This is a genomic window from Vibrio sp. J383 (assembly GCF_023503985.1).
In the GTDB taxonomy this organism is placed as follows: domain Bacteria; phylum Pseudomonadota; class Gammaproteobacteria; order Enterobacterales; family Vibrionaceae; genus Vibrio; species Vibrio splendidus.
In genome coordinates, this window is record NZ_CP097294.1 from 67,038 (window position 1) to 93,418 (window position 26,381).

Consider the following 26,381-nt stretch of genomic DNA (forward strand, 5'->3'; position numbering starts at 1 on the left):
AAGACCTTTTGAATAAAGTGGTCGGATGCTATCGCAGCTTAGCATCGCCAATATCAATTTTATGTCAAAACGGTCAGTGAGCTGTCATGGCGTAACAATATCCGATTAATGCGGAGCTTGAATATTGACTCGGTGAACAGCCACGCCAACACCAATAATGTTCACCATCCACTTATGTTCATTGAGAAAGTAAAGACCACAGAAATCAAACGAGACAAAGGCATCATCCCACTAAAGACTGCCTGACGTGTTCTGCCGATAAAGTGAACACTTACCGGATTATAAGGCCAAAATCTTAAATACTTTGCTGTCAGTCCTTTAAATCCACTATTGAAAGGATTACCATCTGGTCTGCTTTCAAAAGCAAAACAGATTATTAATTTTTATTCTCAGGGCGGGGCGAAATTCCCCACCGGCGGTATGTCCTTAGCAAAATCTAAAGATAAGCCCGCGAGCGCTCGATTCGTCGAGGTCAGCAGATCTGGTGAGATGCCAGAGCCGACGGTCATAGTCCGGATGAGAGAGAATGAAAACACACTCGTTTTAGTTGGAAAGGCGCGCCCATTTATTGGGTTCATGCCTCAAACTTAGACGGGTGCATTTCGTTTTGGATAAAACCATGATGAGCTAAAGCCTCTTGTAATGAGTAGGCTTTGTTGTGCTCGGTTGAGATCCCTCATACAGCCCTGATTCTGGTGATATTTTAGGAGTTTAACCATGAATCAGTCTTCACTACTTGCCGAATTTGGCGAACCAATCACTCGCGTTGAAAACGCACTGCAAGCTCTACGCGAAGGTCGTGGCGTACTTTTACTCGATGATGAAGATCGCGAGAACGAAGGCGACATCATCTACTCAGTAGAACACCTGACGAATGCTCAAATGGCGCTTATGATCCGCGAATGCAGCGGCATTGTGTGTCTGTGTCTAACTGACGAGCAAGCGAACCAACTTGAACTTCCACCTATGGTTGTTGATAACAACAGCGCAAACCAAACTGCGTTTACCGTAACTATCGAAGCGAAAGTTGGTGTAACAACAGGTGTTTCTGCCGCTGACCGTGTAACAACGATCAAGACAGCTGCAAATCCAACAGCTAAGCCTACTGACCTTGCTCGCCCTGGCCACGTATTCCCATTGCGTGCTCGTAAAGGTGGTGTACTTGCTCGTCGCGGCCACACAGAAGGTACAGTGGATCTTATGCAAATGGCTGGTCTTCAATCTGCCGGTGTACTGTGTGAAGTAACAAACCCAGATGGCACGATGGCAAAAGCGCCAGAGATCGTTGCTTTCGGTAAAATGCACAACATGCCAGTACTGACCATTGAAGATATGGTTATGTACCGCACTGAGTTCGACCTTAAGCTTGCATAACGCTTAATCGTCAGTGTCCAGCGCTGGCGATAATTGGATCGCTAATAAATATTGAAAGGCCTAATTCTTTAATGCTGTTTCTAGTTAATAGCATTAAAGAATTAGGCCTTTTTAATTTCCGTATTTTGAGACGAGCTAGAGATTGATCGCCGAAGTGTCCCTACCTATCGAAACCTCCCCAGCCTAATCACAAGAAAAGCGTAACCTCTCAAAAAGTCCTGCAAAATATGAGAAAAATTCACTCGAATGGTGAAGTCATGCACCATTATTGAACATCCATAAATAGAGAAAAAACATAAGCAATTGAAATATAACAATTATATATTTTGGCATGGTGTCTGCACTACCACTAAGTAGGTATGCAGATATTAGGAGTAGAATATGTTTGTAGTTATTTCAGTGGGTTTATCCCTATTAGTACTTTCCGCCCTGTATCATTTCTCAAGGAAGAGAGAAACAGCGCTATCACACCGGTTCGAAACCTTAGTTTTGCTTAGAGAGCTATTGTTGTTATCACGTAAACATCGCGCTGCAACGCATTACGCTCTGGCGTATAAATTGTCTAGCGACTCGATTCGTAAAGTAAACGAGATTTACGACAACATACTTGAGGTCTCTGAATTGCTTCAATCCCATGTGTCGTTCGATAGCCGACCTATGTATCGCATCTATCACCTCAAGCTCATCGCTATGCACAGCGACTGGCAAAACCGCAGCTTGGTGCGTAACCAATCGATTCATGGCAAAACAATTCGCCACAGCATGTTCTTGATGGATGAAGTGATGATCATCTGGCTGATCCAGTCTGAGCGAGAAGACATGAGTAGTGAATACCACATGAATTGGCAACAGATCTTAGACTGCATGGAGATCTTGACCAAGTTACGAATGTGTATCCCTGAAATAGAAAAGGCAGATATGGAGAAGCCTGAGGAGTATGCGAGATTCAAATTCTACGCATCTCAGACACACCGTAAACTCAACCAATTATCGATTATCTGCCCTATCAGCAGTGGATCACCCATTTGTACACGTGCGATGCATGCACTTACCGAGATCGCATCAAGCACTGAAGCGACCCAACCAGCAGATAGCATGTACGAGTTAACCAGTGATATCTCTACTGTGGTATCGCAAGTCTACGACCAAGTATTATCAGACATTACCAAAAGCTTGTATCAGCCTTTACCTGGCATCAACGATAAGGCGATAAACACCCGATTATCCGTACATCATTACATGTAAAGACTTCGTGAGAGGAGAGCGTGCTGGAACTCTGAATTATTGAGTTCAAATCCGATATCACCATTGATATCGGATTTTTGTATTTATGGGCTTATAGATTTATTTGGTTCTATTTTAGGACGAGACAAGTTATGAGCGATGTAAGCTTAAACGTCTCCAGATTTGATATCGCTAGACCAAGCTTCTGCTGCAAAATCAATGAACTGACGAACAACAGGCAGCTGATAACTGCGAGACAAGTACACCGCCCAAAGCACACTACTCGGTGAAACGAAATCATCCAAAATTCGTTTCAACTTCCCTTCTGCAATCAACGGATTCGCTAAATCACAAGGTAATCGAACAACCCCTTTGCCATGCTGTGCGGCGCGAGCTAACACCCCAACATCATTGGCCTTAATAGTCCCCGACACCTCAACCGAATAATGTTGGTTATCCTTAACAAAATCCCACTTAGAGACACTCAAATGACGAAAACAATTGTGTTGTCTAAGCGCTTCAACCGTTTCAGGTTCACCGTGTTTGTCTAGGTAGTCTTGTGAGGCACACACCACCGAATCAATTTCCATTAGCTTTCGAGCAATCAAACTATCGTCAGGTTGATCGGTATAGCGCAGCGCAATATCGATTCTGTCGTCCACCAGCTGAGCAAAATGGTCAGAAGCAAAAAGCTCTACTGTGATACTGGGATGAAGCTCTGTGAACTGTTCAACCACACTCAACAGCATATGTTGAGTCAAGCCAATTGGGGCTGCTATTCGAATGGTTCCGGAAAGAGCATCGGTTTGATTAAGTGCAGTGACTTCTAGCTCCGCCGTTTCATGGAGTATTTTTTCGCAACGTTGTAGCGCAATCTCCCCTGCTGTCGTCAAACTTACCTTACGAGTCGTTCTGTGCAGAAGCCTTTGTTTTAACCACCCTTCGATCTCTTGAACATGCCGTGAAACCTGTAAACGGCTCATGTCCAAATGCTCTGCTGCTTGAGTAAAACTGGCGCAATTTGCGACTTCAACAAAGCTACGCATCGCCGTCAACCTGTCCATCACACTCTCCCTTACCGACTTAACCAAGCTTATTAGATAACTATATAGATACAATCTACATCATTTTACGATATTTATCGCAATCTAGTGAGCTATTAGACTGCAATGGCTGTCGAGAAACAGACTCAATAAATTAGATAATTGGAGAGACATTATGAAAATTGCAGTATTAGGCGCATCAGGTTGGATTGGTAGCCACATCACTCAAGAAGCTCAATCTCGCGGACACGAAGTTGTTGCTGTTGTAAGAGATGCAAGCCGCGTAGAAATCAGCGATGTTGAAGTTCGTTCATTTGATTTACAAGATGAAGCGGCAAGTCTAGCGACCGCTTTCTCAAGCGTTGATGCGGTAATTGCTTCGATTGGTGGACGCGCTCTAGGCAATCACGACATCGTAAAAAACACTGCGACTAAATTGCTGGCAACATTACCAAGTATCGGTATCGAGCGCTTGTTGTGGGTTGGCGGTGCAGGCTCATTAGAAGTGGCGCCAAACGTTCCGCTAGTGACCGTTCCTGACTTCCCTGCGGATTACAAAAACGAAGCGCTAGCTCAGGGTGAAGCTCTTGAAGTGTTTAAGCAATCTAACAGCGAAGTTAACTGGACCTTCATTAGCCCTGCAGCAGAAATTTTCCCGGGTGAGAAACTGTCGACCTACCGTACAGGTGGCGACCAACTGCTCACCGACGAAGCTGGCAACAGCAAAATATCCGTCAGCGACTACGCTATCGCGATGATTGATGAACTCGAAGCTGGCAAGTTCCCACGCCAACGCATTGGTGTCGCTTACTAGTCAGCTCATATATAAAAACTAAAAAAGCCGCTTGTTCAAAACAATGCGGCTTTCTCATCTTTATATTGAGCATTCCTTTAATCCAATGGCAAATGACCCGTTTTCACTAGGATAACCGTCTCTTCTTCCACATAAGGGAAATGCTCGCTCATATGAGGGCTACGCATCCAAGTGTGTTTTGGATACACGCCATGTTCATCTTTAAAAGTGCCTGACAACACAAAGATCTCTTCACCACCAAAATGACGGTGTGGCTGAAAGCGCTCACCAACGGGCCATTTCACTAACGCGACATGCTCGTGTTCGAATTCATGCAGTGGCATCACTTGTAAACCACCAATACCCGGAAGCCACTCTGTTTCTAGAGTATTAATGCGAACTTGAGTTAAGTCTCTCGCATCAAACTGGTTGAGCTTCACCAAGATCGTGCAGCCATTTTTGCTTGATGGAGAATGCGCACTGCCCGGGGGATTACGGATATAAGTGCCTGCAGGGAAATCTCCAGTTTCATCTGAGAACACACCATCTAATACGAAGATCTCTTCGCCTTGTGGGTGCGGGTGCTCAGAAAACGAAGATTCAGGATCGTACTTCACAACACTGGTTGTGTGGCCCGATTCTTTCTCTTCTCTTTCAAGCGGCTTGCGCCATACCCCTTTGGCTGGGCTTGCGATCCAATCTAATGTCTCGGTTTCTATAACCAGTCTCTTTGAAAAGTCCATATTGAACATAATGGCGACCTTACTCTTGTTATCGTTTTAATTATTATTGTTGTCTTTCTAGTTTCTATTCTACGCGAATACTCATCAAGGAGGCTATCTCGCTGCTATTTTGCCTGCGCGACAGCCACCTAAAAAGAATCCTGATTAATTGCGGCCAGCGATCACGCCACCGTCAACATCCCAGATTGCACCCGTTACCCAATCAGCACTGTCTGACAGTAAGAAAGAAATGCTATTGGCGATGTCTTTCGGCAAACCTACTCGACCAATAGGGTGGAACGCATTAAAGCCTTCTAGCGCTTGATCCACTTCTTCCGGTTTAATGAAAGATTCGTAAATCGATGTTTTAACCACAGCCGGAGACACTGCATTCACACGAATGTTATGCTCAGCCAGTTCCATTGCCATGTGTTGTGTTAATGCGTGCAGGCCTGCTTTAGCCATTGAATAGGCAGAAGATGGCGTCGCTTTGATTGCTTGCTTACCCCACATAGAACCAACGTTAACCACACTGCCGCCGCCGTTCTTGATCATCAACTTGCTTATCGCTTGAGCAATGAAGAAGGTTGCTTTATTAAGCTGCATGTATTGCTCGTAATCAGATTCTTGGTGCTCAATAAACGCTTTAGGGTTGAAGTAACCAGCCGCATTAACAAGGTAACCAATACCTTCTTCGAGCGACTCTAAATGCGCAATAAGGCGAGACACACTCGCATCATCATAAAGGTTAGCTTGCCAACCAGAAGCGTGGCCCAACGATTGCAATTCTGACACCGCTTTATCTAACTTAGTTGGGTTATTGCCGACAACCAACACATGGATGTTTTGAGCGACTAATTGCTTCGCTGTTTCAAAGCCCATACCACTTGTGCCACCGATTACTACTGCAATACCATTTTTAGTGAAGTTCATTTTGTTATCTCCTAAGTCATGTGAACGTGGTAATCTTAGGCCTTGAACTAACACTATGAATAGTAAGTACAAATCGGTTAGGTAGGTACTTATTGGTACATCTTTATGAAAAATCAGGAAAACTTTTTTTCAAGAAAATCGGCACCAGAGCGCTCAGCTCGCATGGTAGAAACCATCTACGGCTGTAAATGGTCGCTAACGGTTTACCAATTACTGGCAAATGGCATTAATCGCCCTGGTGAAATGGTGCGCTCGGTCGAAGGGTTATCGACTAAGGTATTGAATGAATGCTTGAAGCGAAATGTGGAGTTTGGGATTTTAGATAAACAAATGTTCAACGAACTGCCACCAAGAGTTGAATACCAAGTGACGCCGTTCGGCGAGAAGTTCTTGTTGATTCTAGACCAGCTGGAAAACCTACAAAACGAAATCGACGAGATGTAAGCCCAAGCCAGTCCAACTATTGCCAAAAGAAGGAGGAAGGTAGGCAGCACGCGCCATTTAGCTGACTGGCATTTTCTCAAAACGGCCTTTCACAAAATCAATGAAGGTTCGAATTCGGCTCGGTTGATAGCGGTCTCGATGGTAGATCGCTGAAAAGTCGACCTTAGGCACCACCCATTCTTCAAACACTTGCAGCAATTGCCCGTCGTTGAGTTCTTGTAAGCAATAGATGGTTGGAACACGAATAATCCCATTACCCGACTTCGCGCCTTGCACCAACACTCGGCCATTTTTGCATTGCAACCTGCCCGTCACATGCACATCAACCGTTTTCTTGGTGTCGTCCAAAGCTTGAAAGCTCCACTTACGCACAGACCCCGTTAAGCAATCATGGTGGATCAGATCTTTAGGATGGCTTGGCTTTCCTTTACGAGCGAAATATTCAGGGCTCGCGAGTGTTCCCATCTCGATGTCTAATAACTTTCTTGCGATAAAGCCCGCGTCTTCTAAGCTTCCCATGCGAAAAGCGATATCGAAAGCGTCTTCAATCAGGTCGACTCGGTTACTACTGAAATCAAGACTGATGCTGATATCTGGGTAGAGTTGCATGAACTCATTGACCAGATCCGCGATGATCACCTCACCAAGATAACCGCCGACACAATTTACTTTTATGTCGCCACGTACTTCTTCGACATCGTCCACAGCAGCAATCAAGGCTTGGTCTATATTATCTAAGGCTTGTTCACATCTCGCGTACAGATCTTGCCCTGCGTGAGTCAGCCTTAAGGTTCGAGTGGTGCGGATAAACAGGGTCACGCCCATCTGCTTCTCGAGGCTACTCACTTGGCGTGATACGTGGGACCGCGACACATCAAGCTCCTCCGCTGCTTTAGTGAAGTTACCTAAACGAGCGATCAGCACGAAGGAGCGAATATCAGACAGGTTAATTTGATTGAGCATGGCCGCCAGCTTACTAGTGAGGTTATGAGATACACGTTTTATTGTTGCACCACAGCAACAGTGTTTCAAGTAAAGAGCTATATATCAACAATGCTATTTTCCTTAATATACCTCCATCGCAACGAAGCAAGGCAACAAGCACTTGATTCGAATGCACTTAAACAATACGTCGTAGCCAACCGACGCAATAAAAGTACAGAGGAAATAAAATGAAAAAACTAATCGTAATTACAGGTGCAAGCTCTGGTATTGGTGAAGCAATCGCTCGTCGTCTAAGCGATGAAGGTCACCCTCTGCTACTTTTAGCTCGTCGTGTTGATCGCCTTGAAGCGCTTAACCTACCAAACTCACTATCAGTGAAGGTAGACGTAACAGACAAAGCATCATTTGATGCAGCAATCGCTCAAGGTGAAGAGAAATTTGGCCCTGTAGATGCACTTATCAACAACGCTGGTGCAATGCTTCTTGGTCAAATCGATACTCAAGACGCTCAAGAGTGGAAGACAATGTTCGATGTGAACGTGATTGGTCTTCTAAACGGCATGCAGTCTGTACTTGCTCCGATGATGGAACGTAACACAGGTACTATCATCAACATCAGCTCTATCGCGGGTAAGAAAACATTCCCAAGCCACGCTGCTTACTGTGGTACTAAGTTCGCGGTTCACGCTATCTCTGAAAACGTACGTGAAGAAGTGGCGGCTTCAAACGTTCGTGTTACCACTATCGCACCGGGTGCTGTAGAAACTGAGCTTCTGTCTCACACAACATCTCAAGAGATCAAAGACGGTTACGATTCTTGGAAAGAAGACATGGGCGGCGTATTGGCAGCTGACGATATCGCTCGCGCTGTATCATTCGCTTACCAACAACCACAGAACGTATGTATCCGTGAGATTGCTCTAGCACCAACTAAGCAACAGCCATAGGCCTTTGCTATCGCTACTAAACAAGCGATGAACTAAAAAGCGCCACTACTTATTCAGTAGTGGCGCTTTTGTTTTGATTCAATCTAATTGCTAGTAAGAAGCGTGATTAAAACTCAACGCGGTAAACTGATGTGCTGCCGCTCACTTCATTGCCGACCGCGATAAAGTGGTTACCAGAGCGAGTGAAATACTTGATTGACTCTGGACCTAAATCACCCGCTTTAGCGTTGTAAGTCTCGTTGTCGCAATCACCGTCTTCATCAACCTTAGTGCACACTGGCTGAGTAAAGTCGCGATTGTTCAAGTAGCTGATGAAACTTGCGTTTTTAGGCTGTGCTACGTCGTAAACCATGATGCCACCTTGGCGCTCAAGTCCAATAAAGGCATAGTGCTTGCCGTTGATCTCAGCCACTTCGATAGCTTCAGGTTCCGCTCCTTTATCATCACTGCGATCGTCACCACTTTGGTTGTTATCATTGGTGCTGTTGAAGTTTTCCGGATCTTGCTCAAGTACGATTCGAGCAAAATCATCACCGCTATCAAATACTAACTTGCCTGATTGATCCCAGATAGAAAAAGAACGGCTACCGAATGCTTGAACCTTTTGATCAGCAGCAAGTGTCTCTTGTGGCTTAATCACTTTAAGACGAGCAAGTTGTTTGTTGTCTTTCAAAGCACCCGCTAGTGGGTGGTTAACATCAACATCTAGCTTCTTGCCACGCACTTCATCTACATAAGCAATACAAAAGTCTTTTTCTGTTGTGTAGCTTTCGGTGCCTTGGTAATCGTCACCATCCCACTCAAAGCCTTTGTCTTCACACATTTGTTGTGTCGCCTTGATGCCATATTCACGGCCATCACCTTCGTTCGCAGTCACAATGTAGGTGTTCCCATCAACACTGTAGCTCGTGATGCTGTCTGGCATGTAAAGGCCTTCTAACATTGCGTAGCTTTGCAGGTTACCGATGTTTTTGTCTTTGTTTGACGCATCCAACTGAGCGGTATCCCAAGGCTTTCCACCTAATCCAAGAATCGCATCGATTTCTGCACTCGCCACGTCAATTGCTGCCAATGCGTTGTTCTCTTGAAGGGCTACGTAGAGCTTTCCGTTGTCAGCAAACGTTAGATATTCAGGTTCTAGATCTTGAGCAACGGTTGCATTAGGAGCAGAGATTCGAACCTTGTCTGTCAGTTCTGCATGGCGTGGCTGACCTTGATTGAATGCCTTAAAATCAATCTGCGTGACTTTCGCTTGCAGAGGGCCACTAGCTAAATCTACCAATGTCACTGAGCCTTCAGGGTCAATGCTGTAATCCGCATTCGGCTCCCCTTCATTTGCTGATGCAATGTAACGGCCATCCTTAGAAAAGCTCACCATGTCTGGCAGTGCGCCTGCAACGTAAGTGGTGATCAGCTCTAATGTGTCTGAGCGATAAAGCGCAATGATGCCATTTTGTTGCTTGTCGGCGTTTTCGATCGCTACAGCCACCAAACCTTGATGAGTCGATACACTGTTCGCGGCACCAATATCAATACCAGAAGCGACAGCCGCTGATTGAAGATCAATCGAACCTGAAGATGTTGGTTCACTAACCGAGTTCATTGATAACACATCAACTTTCTGAGCTTGGGCGTTCACAACATAAAGCTTGTCGGTACATGAGTCGTAGCTGACGATTTCGGCTGCTGAGGTATCAAATGGGGCATAGGCAATTGAACGACCAACCAGACTAATGCCAGTAACCGCGGCATCGGATGCGATTGGTTGTTGGATGGATTGGCATTGAAGGTTAAAAGCATCACGTGACGTTTGAGATTGCGTAGCAGTTGTTGATGGTGTTGCAGTCGTTGAAGTTGACTGAGAACACCCAACCAGAGCAGAACTTACCGCGATAGGCAGTAATAAAGTCAGCTTATTAAATTTACGATTCATATATCCTCCATAATTAGAATCGCGATCATAGAGCGTTGTTATGACACTTATCTTTCTCTTTTATTAATAATAAATGACGGCAATCAGTTTACTTTACCCATAACAACAGCAAGTTGGAGTGAGCGTTTTATTAGCAAGCAATAAAAAAAGCGCCCAAGCTGGCTGGTGCTTGAGCGCCTTTAGTAAACTAATGAGGTGAATTAGAAGTTGTAACCACCACCGATCATGAATACCCATGGGTCGATATCAACGTCTGTTGAGAACTGTTGGCCATTAAACTTATATTTTGCTGTAGTGCCGATGTCTGCATACCAAACTGATGCGTTCAGAAACCAGTCTTCATTGATCATGTAGTCCATACCAATGTTTGCTGCTAAGCCCCAAGAATCATCAAGAGATAAGTCGCTTAGACCTAGATCTTTCGCGCCTTGGTTTAGTGATTCATCGAAGAATACGGTGTAGTTGATACCCGCACCTACGTAAGGGCGGAAGTCACTGTTCGCTTGGCCAAAGTAGTACTGAACCATAAACGTTGGTGGTAGGTGTTTAGTTTCTGCAATATCTCCAAGGCCAGTAGCTGAAATGTTATGAGAGAAAGGGCTAGCTGCTAATACTTCAAGACTGATGTTGTCAGTAAACATGTAACCGAAAGTAAGACCAAGTTGAGTATTAGAATCGACACCGAACTTAACTCCAGCAGTATCAAGAACATCTCCACTGCTGTCGTTTGGAGAGACGGTCGCTGCACCTGCACGGATGATGAAATCACCTTCTTTATGAGCAAGTACATTGGTAGACATAAGAGCCGCAATAACCGCAATACCACATACTGTTTTTTTCATTATTATTTCCTTTTGTAGGGCTTGTTCTAATTGTGAATGAGTAATCATTTCTTATTTTGCGTGCAAGGTAGCATATAATAACCCTACTTTATTGATGGAAATCAATTTGTGAAAACTTGTGACCATTTATGTAAATTTATATCGACTCGATCACTTTATTCCTTCATTTTATTGACAGTTTTGTAATGCAACTTTCCCGTGCGTCATGCCGTTAAATCCAACAACTCAACCTTACTCAGATCTTTTGGATCAAAATGGAGCAAGCCAGCATTTCGTGTGCATCAATTTGGTGCAGCCTCGTATTATCAGCTCACACATCACCTAATATTCAACAAGTTACATTTGGCTTAGTGCTTGCAAGTCTATGTTCATAATCATAAGTACATTGAGGTTCTGACTATGCAAGACACTCTAACGATCGTTCTGGCCGGCGGTGTTGGCTCTCGGCTTTCTCCCCTCACCGATAACCGCGCAAAACCTGCGGTACCCTTTGGTGGCAAATATCGAATCATCGATTTCACTCTCGCGAACTGCCTGCATTCTGGGCTTCGCCAAATTTTGGTACTAACTCAGTACAAGTCTCACTCTTTGCAAAAACATTTACGTGATGGTTGGTCGGTGCTTAACCCCGAGCTCGGCGAATACATCACCAATGTTCCCCCACAAATGCGCACAGGTGATAGCTGGTATAGCGGAACGGCCGATGCGATTTATCAAAACTTGTATCTGCTTTCACGTAGTGAAGCCAAGCATGTGGTGGTGCTATCCGGTGACCATATCTATCGTATGGACTACGCGCCAATGCTCAAACAACATAAACAGAGCGAAGCCGACTTAACGGTGGCTTGTATGGAAGTGTCGATTGATGAAGCCAAAGAGTTTGGCGTTATGGAAATTAACGAATCGCATCAGATAAACAACTTCACAGAAAAGCCCCGTTATCCTGCCTGCGTACCCGGAAGACCAACACGAAGCATGGCTTCTATGGGAATTTATATTTTCGATAAAGAAGTGCTTACACAAGCACTGCTGGCGGATGCAGAAGATCCAAATTCCAGCCACGATTTCGGTAAAGATGTGATACCTAAATTGGTGGGGGATAAAAGCGTTTATGCCTACAAATTTGGAGACACCGAAGGCCGAGTGACACAAGATGCTTATTGGAGAGACGTTGGTACCCTCGACTCTTATTATCAAGCCAATATGGATTTGCTAAAGCCAGTTTCCCCTATCGATTTATACCAACCCGATTGGGCAATCCGCACCTACGAGCCGCAACTGCCGCCCGCGCGAACCATTGCTTCGGTCGAAGGTAACCAGGGGATATTCATCAACTCGATGATCGCGAATGGGGTGGTGATTGAAGGCGGTTCAGCGCAAAACTCTATCTTCTTCCCTAGGGTCAAAGTCAGCAATGCCGCGATTGTGATTGATAGTATTCTGTTTGAAGATGTGGAAATTGGGAAAAATTGTCACATTCAAAACTGCATCATCGATAAGAACGTTAAGGTGCCAGATGGAACCCAAATCGGCATTGATAGCCTTGCCGACGCTAAACGCTTTCATATATCGAAAAAAGGCGTCATTGTGGTGCCCTCTTCTTACCAATTTGAAGAATAATCTTTGACGTTAGAATAGCTTTTCTTTAAACAAAAAATGGCAGCGAATTCGCTGCCTTCTTATTTACTCACACGGCTTCAGTTAAGCCTTAACTGTCCATGTATTCGATTAAACAGAAACCTTAGAAAGGCCCTAGCTCAATCATTTGAGCAATCACAACTGAAATCAAAGCGCCCACTGACCAGAACAAGAACAGCGGTAAGAAGAAACGAACCCACTTGGTGTAAGGCACTTTTGCAATAGCCAATACCGCTAACAAGCCACCGTTGGTTGGGTAAATATAATTAGAAATACCATCACCCAATTGAGAAGCAAGTGCTGCTACTTGGCGAGTCACTTGACCAATATCTGCCAATGGAATGATGATTGGCATAGTGATCACAGCTTGGCCACTGCCAGACGGAATGAATAAGTTGATCGCAGCCTGCGAGAAGTAGATCCCTGCTGCTGCCACAAGTTTAGAGCTACCAGAAATGATCTGTGCAAGATAGAAGATAATAGAATCAACAATCTTCGCGTCTTCCATAATGGTCAACACTGAGCGAGCGAAGAAGATGATCAGCACAGCAACCAATACATCGCTGACACCTTTGGTCCAATATTCACAAATCTTATTCGGAGACAAGCCCGCAACCAAACCCGGAATGATCGCCATCGCCACAAATGCACCCGCAATCTCAGTGAAACCGAAACCCATCGTCAGCGTGCCGAAGATCATGTATGCGAATACGCCCAAGAACGCGATGCCCGCAAGCTTTTCACGAGTAGTCAGTGTTTTCGCTTCAACGCTAGATTCGTAGTGGTAACCCGTACCATGCAACAAACCTTTGGTTGGATCTTGCTTAACTTTGCGCGCGTAGTTAAGTACATACCAAGCACCCGTTAACAACATGAACATGCCAACAATAAAGCGGTACCACATGCCTGAATACATAGGCAGTTCAGCAATAGTGTGTGCGATACCTGTGAAGAATGGGTTAGCTAGCGCAGCTGCAAAACCAGCACAACTTGCCAGTAAAACAACACCAAGTGCCGTTATCGCGTCATAGCCAAGTTTGATACAGATAGGGATCATCAAAGAGATAAAAATGACATCAAGTTCACGCATACCCGTGAAGGTGACGTTGAAAAAGATCGCCGTCATGATCACAGGTGCAATCACGTACAAGCCTTGCTTCTTTAGCTTAGTGGTTAGCGCAACGACGGATGCGTCTAACAAACCCATGTGTTTGATAATGCCGAAAGCACCACCAACGAATACCACAACACCCATCACACCAGAAGCGGATTTGAAGCCTTTAAAAAATGATTCGAAAAAAGAGGCTAATGTTGTTGGGTTACTGGCTAATAGTGTGTAACTGTCTGGGTCGATAACCGTGCGGCCATTCATGACCACTCGTTCAAACTCACCAGCAGGGATGAAGTAAGTTGCGATTGCAGCAACAATCACCATGATAACCAAAGAGAGAAACGGGTGGTTTACTTCTTTCTCTATCGGAGCTGTGTTACCAGCTTGAGATGTAGGTACGGACGTAGATACCGTAGTCGTCATATAGACTCCTTACTTGTCAGCAACTAAGGAGTACTTAGCCGCCGAGAGGGATTTTTGGAAAAACGAAACCCTTCACGCAGAATTAAGTTCGCGCTAATTTAGGCTGTTTCAAAAAGGCCTTTGATAGATGGTGCTCTCAAATGTACATAGTGAAGTAGTGAGTACTACTCTCTTTGCGTCCGAGCAAAATGCAGATGTTCAGCCAAGTCAGGCCAAACTGAATGAGGTCATTACGGGCAGATAAACAAAGAAATCCGCTGAGTAATATGTTTTTTATCAATTACAAAGACAAGCCGCGCATGCTAACACAACGAGCGGTAAATTGTCAGAAAAGTGTGAGTTTCGTCATGTTTTGGTGGGCTTAAAAAAGCGCCTAGCAAAAACTGGGCGCTTTTCTTACATTGAACTTAATTACTTAGGCGCTAGCTCATAGTTTTCTTGCATCTCATGAGGGGCAATCCCGTACTCATAATCCGCTAAGTAGCCATCCTTATAGACCTTCATTCCCTTCTCATCCCAGCTCACTTTGATCATCGCCGTGTTGCCATCTTCACTGCCTAACAGCTCAAGCATTTCAGCATCGATCTTAATCGCTTTAATGGTTTTAATACGCTTAAAGGGCTTAAATTCAGTGGTCGAGGTTGGCAAAGATCCGTAGCTGCTGATCCATGTCTCTTTAGGTACTAGCCATTGGTTGAAAACATCATCCACAATCGCTTTCGGCATGCTTGCGATAACAACAGAATCTGTCATTACGTTATTTGTCTCGATGCTGTAACCGCCCTCACCGTCTGAAACATAGGTCGGGAAATCAATGCCAATTTCAGACTCGGCCGGTAAACGACCTAAGGTGACCGACTTCTTAACGTACAGTTCTGCCGTTTCAAACTGCTGCATGATCTCTGGAATTTTCTGAAACTCAACAGGGGTAGCAAAGGCATTGAAAGCGAAAGAAAGGGAAGCTGCAATTGCAGCGAATTTAACAGGCATTTTCATGATAACGGATCCAAATAGAAGATGGCTGTTAGAGTATCCCGTACTAAAATTCATCTCAATATCTCATTGTTCTTTATATCAGTAATTGTGATATTGACAGAGCAGATATGTTTTGTTCACTAAAATGGATGTGGATTTATAAAAGCAGACTAGAATAAGTATTTGGAGTGATGCGTGATTAGGGCGATAAAAACTAAGTTGAAAGAGTGAATTGGAGTAATACTTCAAAGGTGAGGGATTTTTAAACACGTTTGAAATTCACGAAACATAATATGCGACCAGTTCATCGGACTTTCAAGGGAGTAATGGGAGATTATTTGATAACACTGAAGTGAATCACACATGTGCTATTTCGCAGTTGGTTAAACTCACCGATGTTTGCTACGTTTAAATGACACAGTCATTGGAAAGGTATGATTTATGAAAATAAATGTTCAAACACATCACGTATCAATTAACGACGAGTCACGCAAAGACATCGAAAGTAAATTCGAGAAGATATCGAACCATTTCCCATCACTGATCAGTTGCGACATCATCATTACTAAAGAACACGGTCAACATCAGGTAGAAGTATTCACCAACTACGAAGGTGTACGAGTAACAGCAAAATCTACAGACGATGTTATGTACCCAGCTATCGCTGCAGCACTCAAGAAACTTGAAGCAGGCCTAAGTAACCGTAAGGGACAATTGAAAGCAGACCTACACGAGAAACCAACGAGCACGAAGCCAGAAATCGCTTCGGACATCATCCAAGAGATGAAACTGGTATAACTCGATAAGTAGTTAAAGCGCACTAACGAATAGAAGCGCACAAGAATTTCAAAGCCAGCACATGTTGCTGGCTTTTTCGATCCCCCCTCAATCTCTTTATCAATCTATTACTTTGATTTTGACTATCGCGACGGCCTAACCCCTTCACTTCTCATCTTCGAACCAAGTCCAACTCTATATCGTTTTTAGCAAACTTATGTCACTGGCTGCTATAACAATTTCTAGTCGTATTTGGTACAGTTATAAGCAGAAATTTAGAGAATAAAGGAATGTTTATTATGAAAAAAATCGCGCTAATTCTATTTCTAGCGACTCAACTGATGGCTTGTACAGAAGTGGGCAGTGAAGCTTGGTGTACAGATATGAAAGAAAAACCGAAAGGCGACTGGACTGCCAATGAAGCCGGTGATTTTGCTAAACATTGTGTTTTCTAAACACGGTTAAGCGTTAATTAACGACACTTAGTAGCACTGAGTGAAAAACGTTTAACGACGAACAGAGCACTCCACACAACACAATAAACCCGAATAAGTGAGTTTGAGGATGGAACACCAACTAGGTAATGACTGGCAACACATCAACTGGGTATTAACCGACGTCGATGACACGCTCACTTGGCAAGGTTCACTCCCTCCAGAAACCCTGATTGCGTTACAGAAGCTGAGAGACAATGGAATCAAAGTAGTCGCAGTAACGGGAGCCTGTGCTGGTTGGTGTGACCATATTGCTCAGCTTTGGCCTGTCGATGCCGTGCTTGGAGAGAACGGCGCCTTCTTACTAGAGAAGCAAGATGGTGCATTACAACTCTCATCAGAAACACCGCTAGAACAAGTGCGTCAGAACCAAGCTAAGCTAAAACAAGAAGTTGAAGCGATCTTGCTGAGTTACCCCGACCTCTCGCTAACTTTGGATCAATCTTACCGCTTGTGTGAGGTCGCGATTGATATCGGCCAAAACCGTAAGCCTGTTGATCCTGAAACTGTTCAAGCGGTACTCGAAAGAATACACGCTTTAGGCGCACACGCGACGGCAAGTTCGATTCATATCAATGCTTGGTATGGCGAACACTCAAAGAAAAACGCCGTGCACCGTTTCCTTGCTAATAAAGGCTTATCGCTTGAGAAAATCCACAATCAGGCCTGCTATGTCGGCGATTCAATGAACGATCAGCAGATGTTCGAATCACTACCACTCACAGTTGGCGTGGCAAACATTAAGCATTATTGGGATAAGTTAGAGCATCATCCAAGTAAGGTGATGTCGCAGCCGGGTGGCTATGGGTTTGCAGAATTTGTGGATGCGCTGCTGGCAGTTAAAAGCTAGACACTTAAAAACGAATCACGCCCTTCTACTTCTAACAAGGTCTTAGGTCACTCAATAGACATAAAAAAACGACCGCTAGGTAGACCGAAGTACCTAGGGTCGTTTGAGCTTCAAAATGCTAGATAAGCTCTTAACTTTGACACATCACACAAAACACAAAACACGCTGTATTGCACCATATGTTTATATGAGTTTGTTACGGATGTGGATCACTACGGCTTCTGCAACGATAACCACTGCGAAGATACTCACTAATACCATCGAAACTTTTTGCCACTCAAAAAGGTTCTGCGCATCGTTTAGCACCACGCCAATACCACCAGCGCCCACTAACCCCAATACCGCAGATTCACGCACATTGATGTCCCAACGGAACAACACGATGGAGTAGAATGCGGGCATCACTTGTGGCCAATACCCTTTAAGCAAGATGCTCATCCAAGAAGCGCCAGTTGCGCGCAGAGCTTCGATAGGCCCCATGTTCACTTCGGCAATCGCTTCCGCTAACAGCTTCCCTACAAAGCCGATACTGCGAATGGCAATTGCCATAATGCCTGCGAGAACACCGGGGCCAAATAGTGCGATAAACAACAAAGCCCAAACCAATGAGTTCACAGAACGTGAAGACACCAGAAAGAATTGAGCCACCCAGTTCAGCGCTTTGTTAGGTGTGATATTTGGCGCGTTCAACAACGCCAATGGAATCGCAAATATCAAGGTAAACAAGGTACCTAACGTCGCAATGTGCAGTGTTTCAATCATCGCTGCGTGGATTGATTCAGGATAGAAAGCGTAGTCCACTGGCACCATACGCTCGAACATGTCAGCAAACTGCGCTGGCGCGTCGTATAGGAACTCAGGAATCACTTCAACCGTCTGCCAAGACCAAACAATCGCACACACTAAGCTAAGGTAAACGGCAAATCGAGCCACACGTTCGTTGGGTGTAAAGCGCTGCCACTCTTTATCGATAGATGCAGTTGTCATTAGAAGATTCTCCTAACAATGTTGGAAAGAAATTCACCCACAAGAATCAATGCGATGATGGTGATCAAAATAGCAGCGACAAAGTCGTAGTCGAAGCGTTGGAATGCAGAGAAAAGCGTACCACCAAGGCCGCCCGCACCCACAATGCCAACCATGGTTGAGTTACGTAGATTTGAATCCAACTGGTAACTAGCAAAGCCAATAAAACGAGTAAACACTTGAGGCATTACCGCATACAAAATGACACTGATAAAACTGGCACCGGTTGCTTTAATCGCTTCAACCGGTTTAAAAGAGATCTCTTCAATCGCTTCTGCAAAAAGCTTGGCAATAAAACCAATCGATGCGAAGACCAAAGTCAGGATCCCAGCTAGGGCACCGAAGCCCACCGCTTTCACAAATAGGATTGCGATAATCACCGGGTGAAAAGAGCGACATAGTGCGATGAAACAACGTATTGGCGTCGATACGATTGAAGGCATCATATTTCTCGCAGCTAACAAGCCCAGAAACAATGAAATAACGATGCCAAAGAAGCTTGAGATAATCGCAATTTGTAAGCTTTCCGCTAATCCACTCAGCAGTAAGCTAGTACGCGAGAAATCAGGCGGAAACATTCTTGATAGTAACCGCTCACTTTCACCAAAACCGATGACCAAACGATCAAAAGTCAGTCCTAACGTCGCAAAGCTGTAAAACAGGTAGCCAATGATTGCAGCGATGATTGCTCGGTTAGTCCATGAGGTTTTGAACGGGTTTTCATGCTTCGCTGGCGACTGGTTTGACGGTACGCTTGGCGATGAACTTGGGGTTAATCCAGCCATGACTCACCCCCGTAAATGATTTTTAGATCTTCTTCTGAGATCCCTTCAGGGCTACCGTCATAATGAACTTTACCGTTACACATGCCGATGATGCGCTTGGCATAACGCTTGGCTAAGTTCACATCGTGGATGTTAACCAACACGGGAATGTTTTTCTGTTCTGCGAATGTCTCCATCAACTCCATGATCTCAACCGCGGTTTTCGGGTCGAGTGATGACGTCGGTTCATCCGCCAATAAGATATATGGGTCTTGCATAACGGCGCGAGCGATACCGACACGCTGTCTTTGGCCGCCCGATAAACTGTCGGCGCGTTGGTTAGCAAAGTCTTGCAAGCCAACAAATTCAAGTAGCTCGAACGCTTTAGCTAAGTCTTGCGCAGAGTAGTTACGACGCCATGCATTCCAAGCGGTCATGTAACCCAAACGGCCACTCAACACGTTCTCGATAACCGTTAAACGTTCCACGAGGTTATATTCTTGAAACACCATGCCGATGTGTCGACGCTGTTTACGTAGCGCTTGGCCTTTTAATTGAGTCAGGTCTGCGCCATCAAATATGATCTCACCTTGGCTTGGGTCGTTGAGTCGGTTGATACAGCGCAGAAGCGTACTTTTACCGGTACCAGATGGACCAATGATCGCGATGATACCTGGCTCATCGATATCAATATTAATGCCTTTAAGGATTGGCTTGCCTGCCACGTATTCGTGGAAAAGGTTGTTTATCTTTATTCCTTCATAGCTTGCTACGGCCATACTGCATTTCCTTGTGCGAATTTTCGAATGATCTATGCCCTACCCGCGAGGGCATAGATATTTAGTTGAAGTAGGTGTTTTTTAAAGGGCTAAGTCTTTCTAAAACTTAGCCTTCCAACAGAGCTAAGAACTAGCCGTTGTTTGCTTGTTTTGCTAGCTCAGCGGCTTTTTTCTTTGCGCGTTTAGCCGCATCTTTTTCAGCCAATTTCTTCAAGCCAGTTTTGGTGTAAGCCGTACCTGTCGCATGAGCGATATCACGAATTACATCCCACTCTTCTTTGTAGCTGATTGGAGAGAAACGGTCAGCACCTTTAAACGATGCGCTCATTTCTGGTGTAAAGCGGTAGCTAAAGAAAGCCTCGTTGATCTTCTCAACTAACTCTGGTTTTAGGTTGTAAGCGTAACCAAAAGCAGACGTTGGGAAGCGTGGGCTACGGTAGATGATCTTCAGTTCAGAATCGTCAACACGACCTGCAGCTACCATACGATCGTACACGTCCGATGCCACAGGTGCTGCGTCATAATCTCCATTGAAAACACCTAGAATCGATTGGTCATGCTTACCTGAGTAAAGCACCTTGTAATCTTCATCTGGCACTAGGCCTTTCGCTGGGAATAACGCACGTGGAGCTAGGTTGCCAGAGTTGGAAGATGCAGAAGTGTGTGCAACCTTTTTGCCTTTCAGATCAGACATTTTGTTAATGCCGCTGTCTTTACGCACAATCGTGATTAGGTTGTAGCCTTGGAAACCAGACTCATCGCCCTTCACCGCAATTGGAACGTAACCTGCTAAGTTAACTGCGTAGCCTGTTGGGCCCGTAGAGAAACCTGCAACGTGCAGTCGACCAGAACGCATCGCTTCTACTTGCGCAGAGTTCGAGTGAACTGTGTAGTAAATCACTCGCTTACCCGTAATTTTACTTAAGTGAGCTTGGAAATCCGCAAACGCATCTTTGTACAACGCAGGGTCTTCTACAGGCGTGTAAGTAAACACAAGCGTACTTGGGTCATTCCACTCGTCTGGGTTCTTTGGTGAATCGGCCACCAAATCTTGGTTTTCATCACAGTATCGATCGTCTAACACACCACGGCTAGAGCAGTCGCTTGCCATAGCCATTGAAGGAAGTAGTAATGAGCTAGCGATTAACAGTCCTTTAACACTGATTTTCATATTCAAACCTTACTTTTACTTATTGTTGAAAGTCACCTTAGCTACTGCAGCCTTTGTGCCACCTTTTTATATCTTTAATTTCAAAGGCTTAAATAAAACCCCAAACTTTCAAATTACTTTTGAGTCATAAGTGTCCAACTCAAAACCAATCATTTGGGTCATTTCTGTCCCACCAATTTCAGTGGTAAAAAAAGAGCCCGAAGGCTCTTTGGTTCACTGCTTTTTCTCTTATTATTCTTTGGCTAAGCGCTCTCTATACAAACGCTATAATTAGCGACGTAACAGCGTTCTCAGAATCGCCTATGCGTCGCTGTCCATACAGTTAGCGTAATAAGTTACCGTTGCAGGCCAATCGCTGAATACGCCCATCACACCAACATCTTGTGCCAACACATCAAGCATTTTCATCATATCGCCATCATTGTTGATGCCATCTTTCACGCTCTTGTAGTACCAACCACCGCCTTGCGCTAGCGGGCCAGAACGTTCCAGTGTCCATGCGATAATGTCGAGGTCCGCATCCTTAGCCAGTTTCGCGTAGTTAGACGCCACTAATTCGTTGTTCTTATCAAGTTCAACCAAAGCAAACAGAGGTGGTGCGATGATATTCACGCCCGCATCGTGTAGCTCTTTCATGTTTTCAACAGACGCGACAAAGTCCGCTTGCTCATAAACACGGTCATCAAGATAAACCGCTTGTTTGCCGAACTTCGGCGTTTCATTGATCCAATACTTCACATCATCCAAGTTGAATGACTGTAGGTAAGTCTCAGAAGGCTTGAAACCCGCTTCTTTCAGTTCATCCACCAACTTCTGCGCATACATCTCTTGGCTAAATCCATTGAAAGGCATATCTACCGCTGCTGATTTCAATTCAGGAGTGACCTTCACGCCGTGCTCTTTAAAGAGTGCTGCACTTTCTGCGTGTGTCATCAGTGTGCCACTTTGGCTGTAAAGATCGGTTCTCCAACCTGGAGTCCCGTTCATGTACTCTTCAACCGTGGTGGCTTTTGGGTTCGCACCATCCATTTTACCTTTGAGCGTCTTAAACTCAGCCAGCGTGAAATCAGAAGTACGGCACTCAACCTGAGCATCTTCGCCTGTCGCTGGATTAGCTGGTGTAAACGGGGTTGAGCACTTCTTCGCAAGATCTGGGTGTGCTAATACATCGGTCGTCGTGTGCAGATCACTTTGCGAGTGACGGCATACCAACGCCTTATCTTTGGTGAAGGTCACATCACACTCGACAACGCCTGCGCCCATTTGAATCGCCGCTAAATAAGATTCCTTAGTGTGCTCAGGAAACTGCATCGCAGCTCCGCGATGCCCAATAGAAAAATCACTACGATGAAAAGGTCCTTCGCTGCAACTCAACAGCTTAGTTTTCAAAGGGCTCTCATCCATATTGTTGACTAAAAAGAGGGGACGAGGTCCTAAGTTTGCTGGTTCTGCAGCGGCCCATGCCGTTATTGAACTCATGCCTAATATCAGAGCAATCGAACCTTTCAGTATTTGCTTCATGTTTGTATCTCCTTGCAACAAGCAATTATTTTTCTAATGTCCTTTATTCGATCATTCAATGTTGGATAGCTGTCATATATAGATAGCTGTCATATGTTTTTTGACTCAACACCGAATAACCTCGTGTGGGCTGACGCCACAATGTAGGGGTTGCACGCTTTGTGCCAGATGTTAAAGCTCTTTTATTACAATCACTTGAAACAGTTAGCCATTCGACTAAAAACCAAATGGGTCATTGTTGTCTTGTGCTTTTTCTTTTGGCTTTGGTTTTGCTTTTGATTTTGGTTTTCCATTTAACAAACACCTGAACGAATTAAGCTTTGAAACTCTCTTTATCTAATTGGTGTTTCTTCATTTTTCGATAAAGGGTTTTACGCGGTAAATTCAGCTTACTTGATACCTCGTTAATGTTACCTGCGCTTTCTATTAGCGCCTCCGTCAGTACATTCCTTTCGTACTGCTCCATCTGCTTTTCAAAAGCGAAATCTTCTCCGGACGCTTCACAAATCGGTGACTGAAGATCGAAGCCATCGCCGACGATACCCAACACAAATCGATCAGCGACATTACGTAGTTCACGAACGTTACCCGGCCATTCATGCCGACATAGCTGCTGTATCTGCTCAGGGTAAATCGTTGATGGGCGCGTCTTATATTTGTGGCTCGCTTGAATCACAAAATGGCGAAACAGCACCTGAATGTCTTCTTTTCGTTGGCGCAGTGCCGGAAGGTTTAAGCTCGCAATGTTCAATCGATAGAAGAGATCGGCTCTGAACTCCCCAGACTCACTCAAGCTCACGAGATCGGCTTTACTGGCTGCGACCACGACGATGTCGACAGGTATCAACTCATTACCACCAACACGCTCAATCATTCGCTCTTGAATCACGCGCAGCAGTTTTATTTGTACCGCAATCGGCATGCTCTCAATTTCATCGAGAAACAGAGTGCCACCATTGGCTTGTTCTATTTTGCCAATACGCTTCTTGTTCGCGCTAGTAAACGAACCCGCTTCATGGCCAAACAACTCACTCTCAATAATGCTCTCTGTCATGCCACCACAGTTAATCGCGACAAATGGCTTAGTCTTACGACGACTGAATTGATGCAGAGCTTGAGCTATCACCTCTTTGCCCGTTCCCGTTTCTCCGTTGATGATGGTGTCGACGCCAGTATGCGCTAAAGCGAGCACTTGCTTACGTATCGTATCCATCGCTTTTGATTGGCCAATAACCACAGATTCAATCGGTAAATCCTCTTGCTCATCACCATCCAAGGTTGACGGGCAGCTGTGCTGACACTGGGTAATCGCCAAATCAAGCTTCTCCACCAGCTCACTCGAATTAAGCGGTTTTTCTAGGAAGTCGAAAGCGCCCAACTTCATCGCTTCGATCGCCATTGGAATATCGCCATGGCCACTCATCAATAAAACGGGCACATTCGGGGCACGGTGTTGGATTGAGCTCAACAACGTCAAACCGTCCACTTTCGGCATGCGCACGTCACACAGCACAACCGACTGACTGTTTGCTTTAAGCGACTTTAGGCCAAGGTTGGGATCAGTAAAGGTGGTGACACTAAACCCTTCTAGCTCTAACATTTCGCTCACGGCTTCGACGACATCTATTTCATCGTCGATAAGAACTATGTGTTTTTCTGAAATCATGAACCTGTGCCTTTTGGTAGAGTGACGATAAAGGTGGTGCCTTGGTGTTCAACCGATTCCACGTGAATCGAGCCGCCAAAATCTTTTATTATGTTGTATGCGATAGACAAGCCTAGCCCAAGCCCCTTACCTGTTGTTTTTCTGGAATAAAATGGGTCAAACAAATACGGGATATCTTCTTCAGGTATGCCCAGTCCGTTGTCCTTAACCAAAATCTGTATGGTGTTCGAAAGCTCTTGCGTTGCAATACTAAGTTGAGGCTGCTCTTTATGCTCAATCGCATCCAGAGCATTGCTGATGAGGTTCACCAGCACTTGTTCCAAGCGTATGCTGTTGGCTCGAACCATCTGGTAGCTTTGGGGCGAATATAGAATCGACACTGGGCTCTGTCTGGTTTCAAACAGATCAATCGCATCACCAATCACCTTCTCTAGTTCCACATTATCAATCTTGCCGTCGCTCTTACGTGAGAAGGCTTTTAAGTGACGAGTAATCGCAGCCACCTTTTCTAGCAGGACTTCGATCTTTTTAAGATTCTCTTGTGCTCTGTCTGGTCTATTTTTACCGAGCCAGAGCTGAGCGCTTCGAACGTGACTATTCACAGCCGTCAGAGGTTGATTGATCTCGTGCGTGATCCCGACACTGAGTTGTCCCAATGCCGCCAACTTACCCGCTTGGATTAACTCATCTTGAGTCACTCGCAATTTGGCTTCGGCTAGGGTTCGCTCTTCCACTTCGGCTTCTAATTTTCTGTTGGTCTGCTTAACGATTTTAGCCGTGGTTTGGAACACCTTCAGGTACTTGGCCATTTGCGTCACTTCGTCTTTGCCACGAATGGACACTTCGGTATCTAAATGGCCGGTAGAAATCGCAAACATGTTGTCTTTAAGCTGTAAAAGTCTTTCCAAAATGCTCTTACGTACGTAGAACCATGAAATAGCAGCGGCAGCCAACACGCTAAATAGAGAAAGGAAAAGAGAGAGACGCTGGTTAGATTGCAAAGATTGCTGTGCCTGCTGAATCGATTGGTCAATATTGCTATTCACCTTGCTGGTGTTGCTTTCGATCTGCACGGTTAATTGGTTCAAATGCTCGCGGCTGTTTTGCAGGAAGTATTGCTCTTGATAAAGATGATCGAGCGCTTTGTTTTTCATCCCATACAAGCTGCTATCGCTTGAGGCAAGGTTATAAATCACCGTGAGTTGATGATCTAATTGAGGAAAATCACTTCTTAAATCACCACTGACCCAGAGCTTCCACCACTCTTCCCCTACCTGCTCTAATCGCAAACTGGTGTAATCCAGTTCATTAAAACTGGAGTCGTTATACAGCTTTTCGACCAAGCCTAATTGGTAATAAAGCAGAGACTTGAGCTGTGTGTACTGGATTTGGTCTTTGGCAGACTCAGGTAAGCTATCGAGTGAATCACTAGCTTGCTGCAGTAGCGGGTAAAAACCTTCCAGTAGATTTCGAAGTTCTTGGTTGAGCTGTTCTGACTCAATTTCACTTTGATACAACAAGCTAAGGCTGTTATTAACTTGGGCGATAAGATCTTTAAAATAGGAGTGATAATCCGGAAATTGAACCATTACGCTATTCATCACAGAAATAGCGCCTTCGATTTTTAGCATCGCCTGTTTGCGCTCTAAATTCGATTCAGCGTCACCGAGCTGAGAAGACGTTGTGATAATCACTCGCACCATATCATTTAGGCGTGCGGCATTATCTAAGGCCGGGATTTCACTCTCCTTTAGCTCAACAAGACGTTGGTTTAAATCATCGAAGGTAAAGCTAGAGACAACCGAGAGGAAGATAGTGGTCATCGATAGCATGGCTAACGCAAGTACCAAGCGCAGCTCAATGCCTTTCCAACCAAACCACTTACGACGTGGAATTTTGATCGAGAACGGGCGCTCGAAACTATCCTTATTTTCTACAACCTCGGAGACATGACTACTCACTCGCTCCACCTTCTTCTCATCAAAT

The 26,381-nt window shown here is 44.9% G+C and carries 24 protein-coding genes and 1 riboswitch; of the genes, 9 read left to right on the top strand and 15 right to left on the bottom strand.

Translation table 11 applies throughout. The features are described 5' to 3' along the window. Positions 1-381: 381 nt before the first annotated feature. Positions 382-532: riboswitch (FMN riboswitch) on the top strand. Positions 533-717: 185 nt separating this feature from the next. Next, entirely contained in the window at positions 718-1,374 is a 657-nt protein-coding gene (ribB, locus tag M4S28_RS16800; protein ID WP_004733029.1) for a 3,4-dihydroxy-2-butanone-4-phosphate synthase, read from the top strand. A 381-nt stretch (positions 1,375-1,755) separates the two neighbouring features. Further along, the gene (locus M4S28_RS16805) at positions 1,756-2,619 is read left to right on the top strand and encodes a hypothetical protein (protein WP_249633273.1); all 864 of its coding nucleotides are present in this window, start codon (positions 1,756-1,758) and stop codon (positions 2,617-2,619) included. Positions 2,620-2,765: 146 nt separating this feature from the next. Here M4S28_RS16805 and M4S28_RS16810 read toward each other — a convergent pair whose 3' ends face one another. Then, a complete protein-coding gene (locus tag M4S28_RS16810; RefSeq protein ID WP_029225576.1) occupies positions 2,766-3,662 on the bottom strand; it encodes a LysR family transcriptional regulator in 897 nt (298 codons plus the stop codon). Positions 3,663-3,816: 154 nt separating this feature from the next. Here M4S28_RS16810 and M4S28_RS16815 point away from each other — a divergent pair, with 154 nt between their 5' ends. Continuing rightward, entirely contained in the window at positions 3,817-4,455 is a 639-nt protein-coding gene (locus M4S28_RS16815; protein WP_249633274.1) for an NAD(P)-dependent oxidoreductase, read from the top strand. Between the two features lie 77 nt (positions 4,456-4,532). On the opposite strand, the gene M4S28_RS16820 is transcribed toward M4S28_RS16815, so the two are convergent. Together M4S28_RS16820 and M4S28_RS16825 are read right to left on the bottom strand one after the other, a co-directional pair. Beyond that, positions 4,533-5,186 (bottom strand): cupin domain-containing protein, encoded by a 654-nt coding sequence (locus M4S28_RS16820; RefSeq protein WP_249633275.1) that lies wholly within the window; start codon positions 5,184-5,186, stop codon positions 4,533-4,535. 135 nt (positions 5,187-5,321) lie between these two features. Beyond that, complete coding sequence (locus M4S28_RS16825) at positions 5,322-6,089, bottom strand: SDR family NAD(P)-dependent oxidoreductase (protein ID WP_249633276.1); 768 nt, start codon at positions 6,087-6,089, stop codon at positions 5,322-5,324. Positions 6,090-6,194: 105 nt separating this feature from the next. Here M4S28_RS16825 and M4S28_RS16830 point away from each other — a divergent pair, with 105 nt between their 5' ends. Continuing rightward, a complete protein-coding gene (locus tag M4S28_RS16830; RefSeq protein WP_004733017.1) occupies positions 6,195-6,533 on the top strand; it encodes a winged helix-turn-helix transcriptional regulator in 339 nt (112 codons plus the stop codon). A gap of 57 nt (positions 6,534-6,590) precedes the next feature. Here M4S28_RS16830 and M4S28_RS16835 read toward each other — a convergent pair whose 3' ends face one another. Next, positions 6,591-7,496 (bottom strand): LysR family transcriptional regulator, encoded by a 906-nt coding sequence (locus M4S28_RS16835; RefSeq protein WP_249633277.1) that lies wholly within the window; start codon positions 7,494-7,496, stop codon positions 6,591-6,593. A 209-nt stretch (positions 7,497-7,705) separates the two neighbouring features. On the opposite strand from M4S28_RS16835, the gene M4S28_RS16840 reads away from it, so the two are divergent. Continuing rightward, the gene (locus tag M4S28_RS16840; RefSeq protein ID WP_004733012.1) at positions 7,706-8,425 is read left to right on the top strand and encodes an SDR family oxidoreductase; all 720 of its coding nucleotides are present in this window, start codon (positions 7,706-7,708) and stop codon (positions 8,423-8,425) included. Between the two features lie 106 nt (positions 8,426-8,531). On the opposite strand, the gene M4S28_RS16845 is transcribed toward M4S28_RS16840, so the two are convergent. Both M4S28_RS16845 and ompW read right to left on the bottom strand, forming a co-directional pair. After that, positions 8,532-10,358 carry a choice-of-anchor I family protein gene (locus tag M4S28_RS16845; protein ID WP_249633278.1) on the bottom strand — a complete coding sequence of 609 codons (1,827 nt, stop codon included), beginning with the start codon at positions 10,356-10,358 and terminating at the stop codon, positions 8,532-8,534. Between the two features lie 200 nt (positions 10,359-10,558). Then, positions 10,559-11,200 carry an outer membrane protein OmpW gene (gene ompW, locus M4S28_RS16850; protein ID WP_102517189.1) on the bottom strand — a complete coding sequence of 214 codons (642 nt, stop codon included), beginning with the start codon at positions 11,198-11,200 and terminating at the stop codon, positions 10,559-10,561. A 399-nt stretch (positions 11,201-11,599) separates the two neighbouring features. On the opposite strand from ompW, the gene glgC reads away from it, so the two are divergent. Further along, entirely contained in the window at positions 11,600-12,820 is a 1,221-nt protein-coding gene (glgC, locus tag M4S28_RS16855) for a glucose-1-phosphate adenylyltransferase (RefSeq protein WP_249633279.1), read from the top strand. A 121-nt stretch (positions 12,821-12,941) separates the two neighbouring features. Here the strand turns inward: glgC and M4S28_RS16860 are convergent, their stop codons facing one another. Further along, entirely contained in the window at positions 12,942-14,372 is a 1,431-nt protein-coding gene (locus M4S28_RS16860; protein ID WP_004733003.1) for a YfcC family protein, read from the bottom strand. A gap of 411 nt (positions 14,373-14,783) precedes the next feature. Beyond that, positions 14,784-15,368, bottom strand: a complete 585-nt coding sequence (locus M4S28_RS16865) for a hypothetical protein (protein ID WP_102536889.1) — start codon at positions 15,366-15,368, stop codon at positions 14,784-14,786. 420 nt (positions 15,369-15,788) lie between these two features. Here M4S28_RS16865 and hpf point away from each other — a divergent pair, with 420 nt between their 5' ends. The 3 genes from hpf (at position 15,789) to M4S28_RS16880 (ending at position 17,468) form a co-directional block, all read left to right on the top strand. Then, positions 15,789-16,145, top strand: a complete 357-nt coding sequence (hpf, locus tag M4S28_RS16870) for a ribosome hibernation-promoting factor, HPF/YfiA family (RefSeq protein ID WP_004733000.1) — start codon at positions 15,789-15,791, stop codon at positions 16,143-16,145. Between the two features lie 278 nt (positions 16,146-16,423). Further along, positions 16,424-16,579: a DUF3012 domain-containing protein gene (locus M4S28_RS16875; RefSeq protein ID WP_004732998.1), complete on the top strand. Its 156-nt coding sequence runs from the start codon at positions 16,424-16,426 to the stop codon at positions 16,577-16,579. A 109-nt stretch (positions 16,580-16,688) separates the two neighbouring features. Next, complete coding sequence (locus tag M4S28_RS16880) at positions 16,689-17,468, top strand: HAD-IIB family hydrolase (RefSeq protein ID WP_102491052.1); 780 nt, start codon at positions 16,689-16,691, stop codon at positions 17,466-17,468. A 183-nt stretch (positions 17,469-17,651) separates the two neighbouring features. On the opposite strand, the gene phnE (M4S28_RS16885) is transcribed toward M4S28_RS16880, so the two are convergent. From phnE (M4S28_RS16885) to M4S28_RS16915, 7 genes are all read right to left on the bottom strand, one after another. Continuing rightward, positions 17,652-18,455 carry a phosphonate ABC transporter, permease protein PhnE gene (gene phnE, locus M4S28_RS16885; protein WP_004732994.1) on the bottom strand — a complete coding sequence of 268 codons (804 nt, stop codon included), beginning with the start codon at positions 18,453-18,455 and terminating at the stop codon, positions 17,652-17,654. Beyond that, positions 18,455-19,279 carry a phosphonate ABC transporter, permease protein PhnE gene (phnE, locus tag M4S28_RS16890; RefSeq protein ID WP_017087092.1) on the bottom strand — a complete coding sequence of 275 codons (825 nt, stop codon included), beginning with the start codon at positions 19,277-19,279 and terminating at the stop codon, positions 18,455-18,457. The genes phnE (M4S28_RS16885) and phnE (M4S28_RS16890) overlap by 1 nt, the downstream gene beginning before the upstream one ends. Then, entirely contained in the window at positions 19,267-20,037 is a 771-nt protein-coding gene (gene phnC / locus M4S28_RS16895) for a phosphonate ABC transporter ATP-binding protein (protein ID WP_004732991.1), read from the bottom strand. The genes phnE (M4S28_RS16890) and phnC overlap by 13 nt, the downstream gene beginning before the upstream one ends. 130 nt (positions 20,038-20,167) lie before the next feature. Continuing rightward, positions 20,168-21,208, bottom strand: coding sequence for a phosphate/phosphite/phosphonate ABC transporter substrate-binding protein (phnD, locus tag M4S28_RS16900; protein ID WP_004732989.1), 1,041 nt, complete (start codon positions 21,206-21,208; stop codon positions 20,168-20,170). A gap of 300 nt (positions 21,209-21,508) precedes the next feature. Then, positions 21,509-22,729, bottom strand: coding sequence for a glycerophosphodiester phosphodiesterase family protein (locus M4S28_RS16905; RefSeq protein ID WP_029222231.1), 1,221 nt, complete (start codon positions 22,727-22,729; stop codon positions 21,509-21,511). A 313-nt stretch (positions 22,730-23,042) separates the two neighbouring features. Continuing rightward, entirely contained in the window at positions 23,043-24,395 is a 1,353-nt protein-coding gene (locus M4S28_RS16910; protein ID WP_249633280.1) for a sigma-54-dependent transcriptional regulator, read from the bottom strand. After that, entirely contained in the window at positions 24,392-26,365 is a 1,974-nt protein-coding gene (locus tag M4S28_RS16915) for an ATP-binding protein (protein WP_249633281.1), read from the bottom strand. Before M4S28_RS16915 ends, M4S28_RS16910 begins: the two co-directional genes overlap by 4 nt. Positions 26,366-26,381 lie beyond the last annotated feature (16 nt).

What these genes read in the sequence shown, in the direction of transcription:
- ribB (WP_004733029.1), top strand. Translation starts at nt 718, where the DNA reads ATGAATCAGTCTTCACTACTTGCCGAATTTGGCGAACCAATCACTCGC.
- M4S28_RS16805 (WP_249633273.1), top strand. Translation starts at nt 1,756, where the DNA reads ATGTTTGTAGTTATTTCAGTGGGTTTATCCCTATTAGTACTTTCCGCC.
- M4S28_RS16810 (WP_029225576.1), bottom strand. Translation starts at nt 3,662, where the DNA reads ATGGACAGGTTGACGGCGATGCGTAGCTTTGTTGAAGTCGCAAATTGC.
- M4S28_RS16815 (WP_249633274.1), top strand. Translation starts at nt 3,817, where the DNA reads ATGAAAATTGCAGTATTAGGCGCATCAGGTTGGATTGGTAGCCACATC.
- M4S28_RS16820 (WP_249633275.1), bottom strand. Translation starts at nt 5,186, where the DNA reads ATGTTCAATATGGACTTTTCAAAGAGACTGGTTATAGAAACCGAGACA.
- M4S28_RS16825 (WP_249633276.1), bottom strand. Translation starts at nt 6,089, where the DNA reads ATGAACTTCACTAAAAATGGTATTGCAGTAGTAATCGGTGGCACAAGT.
- M4S28_RS16830 (WP_004733017.1), top strand. Translation starts at nt 6,195, where the DNA reads ATGAAAAATCAGGAAAACTTTTTTTCAAGAAAATCGGCACCAGAGCGC.
- M4S28_RS16835 (WP_249633277.1), bottom strand. Translation starts at nt 7,496, where the DNA reads ATGCTCAATCAAATTAACCTGTCTGATATTCGCTCCTTCGTGCTGATC.
- M4S28_RS16840 (WP_004733012.1), top strand. Translation starts at nt 7,706, where the DNA reads ATGAAAAAACTAATCGTAATTACAGGTGCAAGCTCTGGTATTGGTGAA.
- M4S28_RS16845 (WP_249633278.1), bottom strand. Translation starts at nt 10,358, where the DNA reads ATGAATCGTAAATTTAATAAGCTGACTTTATTACTGCCTATCGCGGTA.
- ompW (WP_102517189.1), bottom strand. Translation starts at nt 11,200, where the DNA reads ATGAAAAAAACAGTATGTGGTATTGCGGTTATTGCGGCTCTTATGTCT.
- glgC (WP_249633279.1), top strand. Translation starts at nt 11,600, where the DNA reads ATGCAAGACACTCTAACGATCGTTCTGGCCGGCGGTGTTGGCTCTCGG.
- M4S28_RS16860 (WP_004733003.1), bottom strand. Translation starts at nt 14,372, where the DNA reads ATGACGACTACGGTATCTACGTCCGTACCTACATCTCAAGCTGGTAAC.
- M4S28_RS16865 (WP_102536889.1), bottom strand. Translation starts at nt 15,368, where the DNA reads ATGAAAATGCCTGTTAAATTCGCTGCAATTGCAGCTTCCCTTTCTTTC.
- hpf (WP_004733000.1), top strand. Translation starts at nt 15,789, where the DNA reads ATGAAAATAAATGTTCAAACACATCACGTATCAATTAACGACGAGTCA.
- M4S28_RS16875 (WP_004732998.1), top strand. Translation starts at nt 16,424, where the DNA reads ATGAAAAAAATCGCGCTAATTCTATTTCTAGCGACTCAACTGATGGCT.
- M4S28_RS16880 (WP_102491052.1), top strand. Translation starts at nt 16,689, where the DNA reads ATGGAACACCAACTAGGTAATGACTGGCAACACATCAACTGGGTATTA.
- phnE (WP_004732994.1), bottom strand. Translation starts at nt 18,455, where the DNA reads ATGACAACTGCATCTATCGATAAAGAGTGGCAGCGCTTTACACCCAAC.
- phnE (WP_017087092.1), bottom strand. Translation starts at nt 19,279, where the DNA reads ATGGCTGGATTAACCCCAAGTTCATCGCCAAGCGTACCGTCAAACCAG.
- phnC (WP_004732991.1), bottom strand. Translation starts at nt 20,037, where the DNA reads ATGGCCGTAGCAAGCTATGAAGGAATAAAGATAAACAACCTTTTCCAC.
- phnD (WP_004732989.1), bottom strand. Translation starts at nt 21,208, where the DNA reads ATGAAAATCAGTGTTAAAGGACTGTTAATCGCTAGCTCATTACTACTT.
- M4S28_RS16905 (WP_029222231.1), bottom strand. Translation starts at nt 22,729, where the DNA reads ATGAAGCAAATACTGAAAGGTTCGATTGCTCTGATATTAGGCATGAGT.
- M4S28_RS16910 (WP_249633280.1), bottom strand. Translation starts at nt 24,395, where the DNA reads ATGATTTCAGAAAAACACATAGTTCTTATCGACGATGAAATAGATGTC.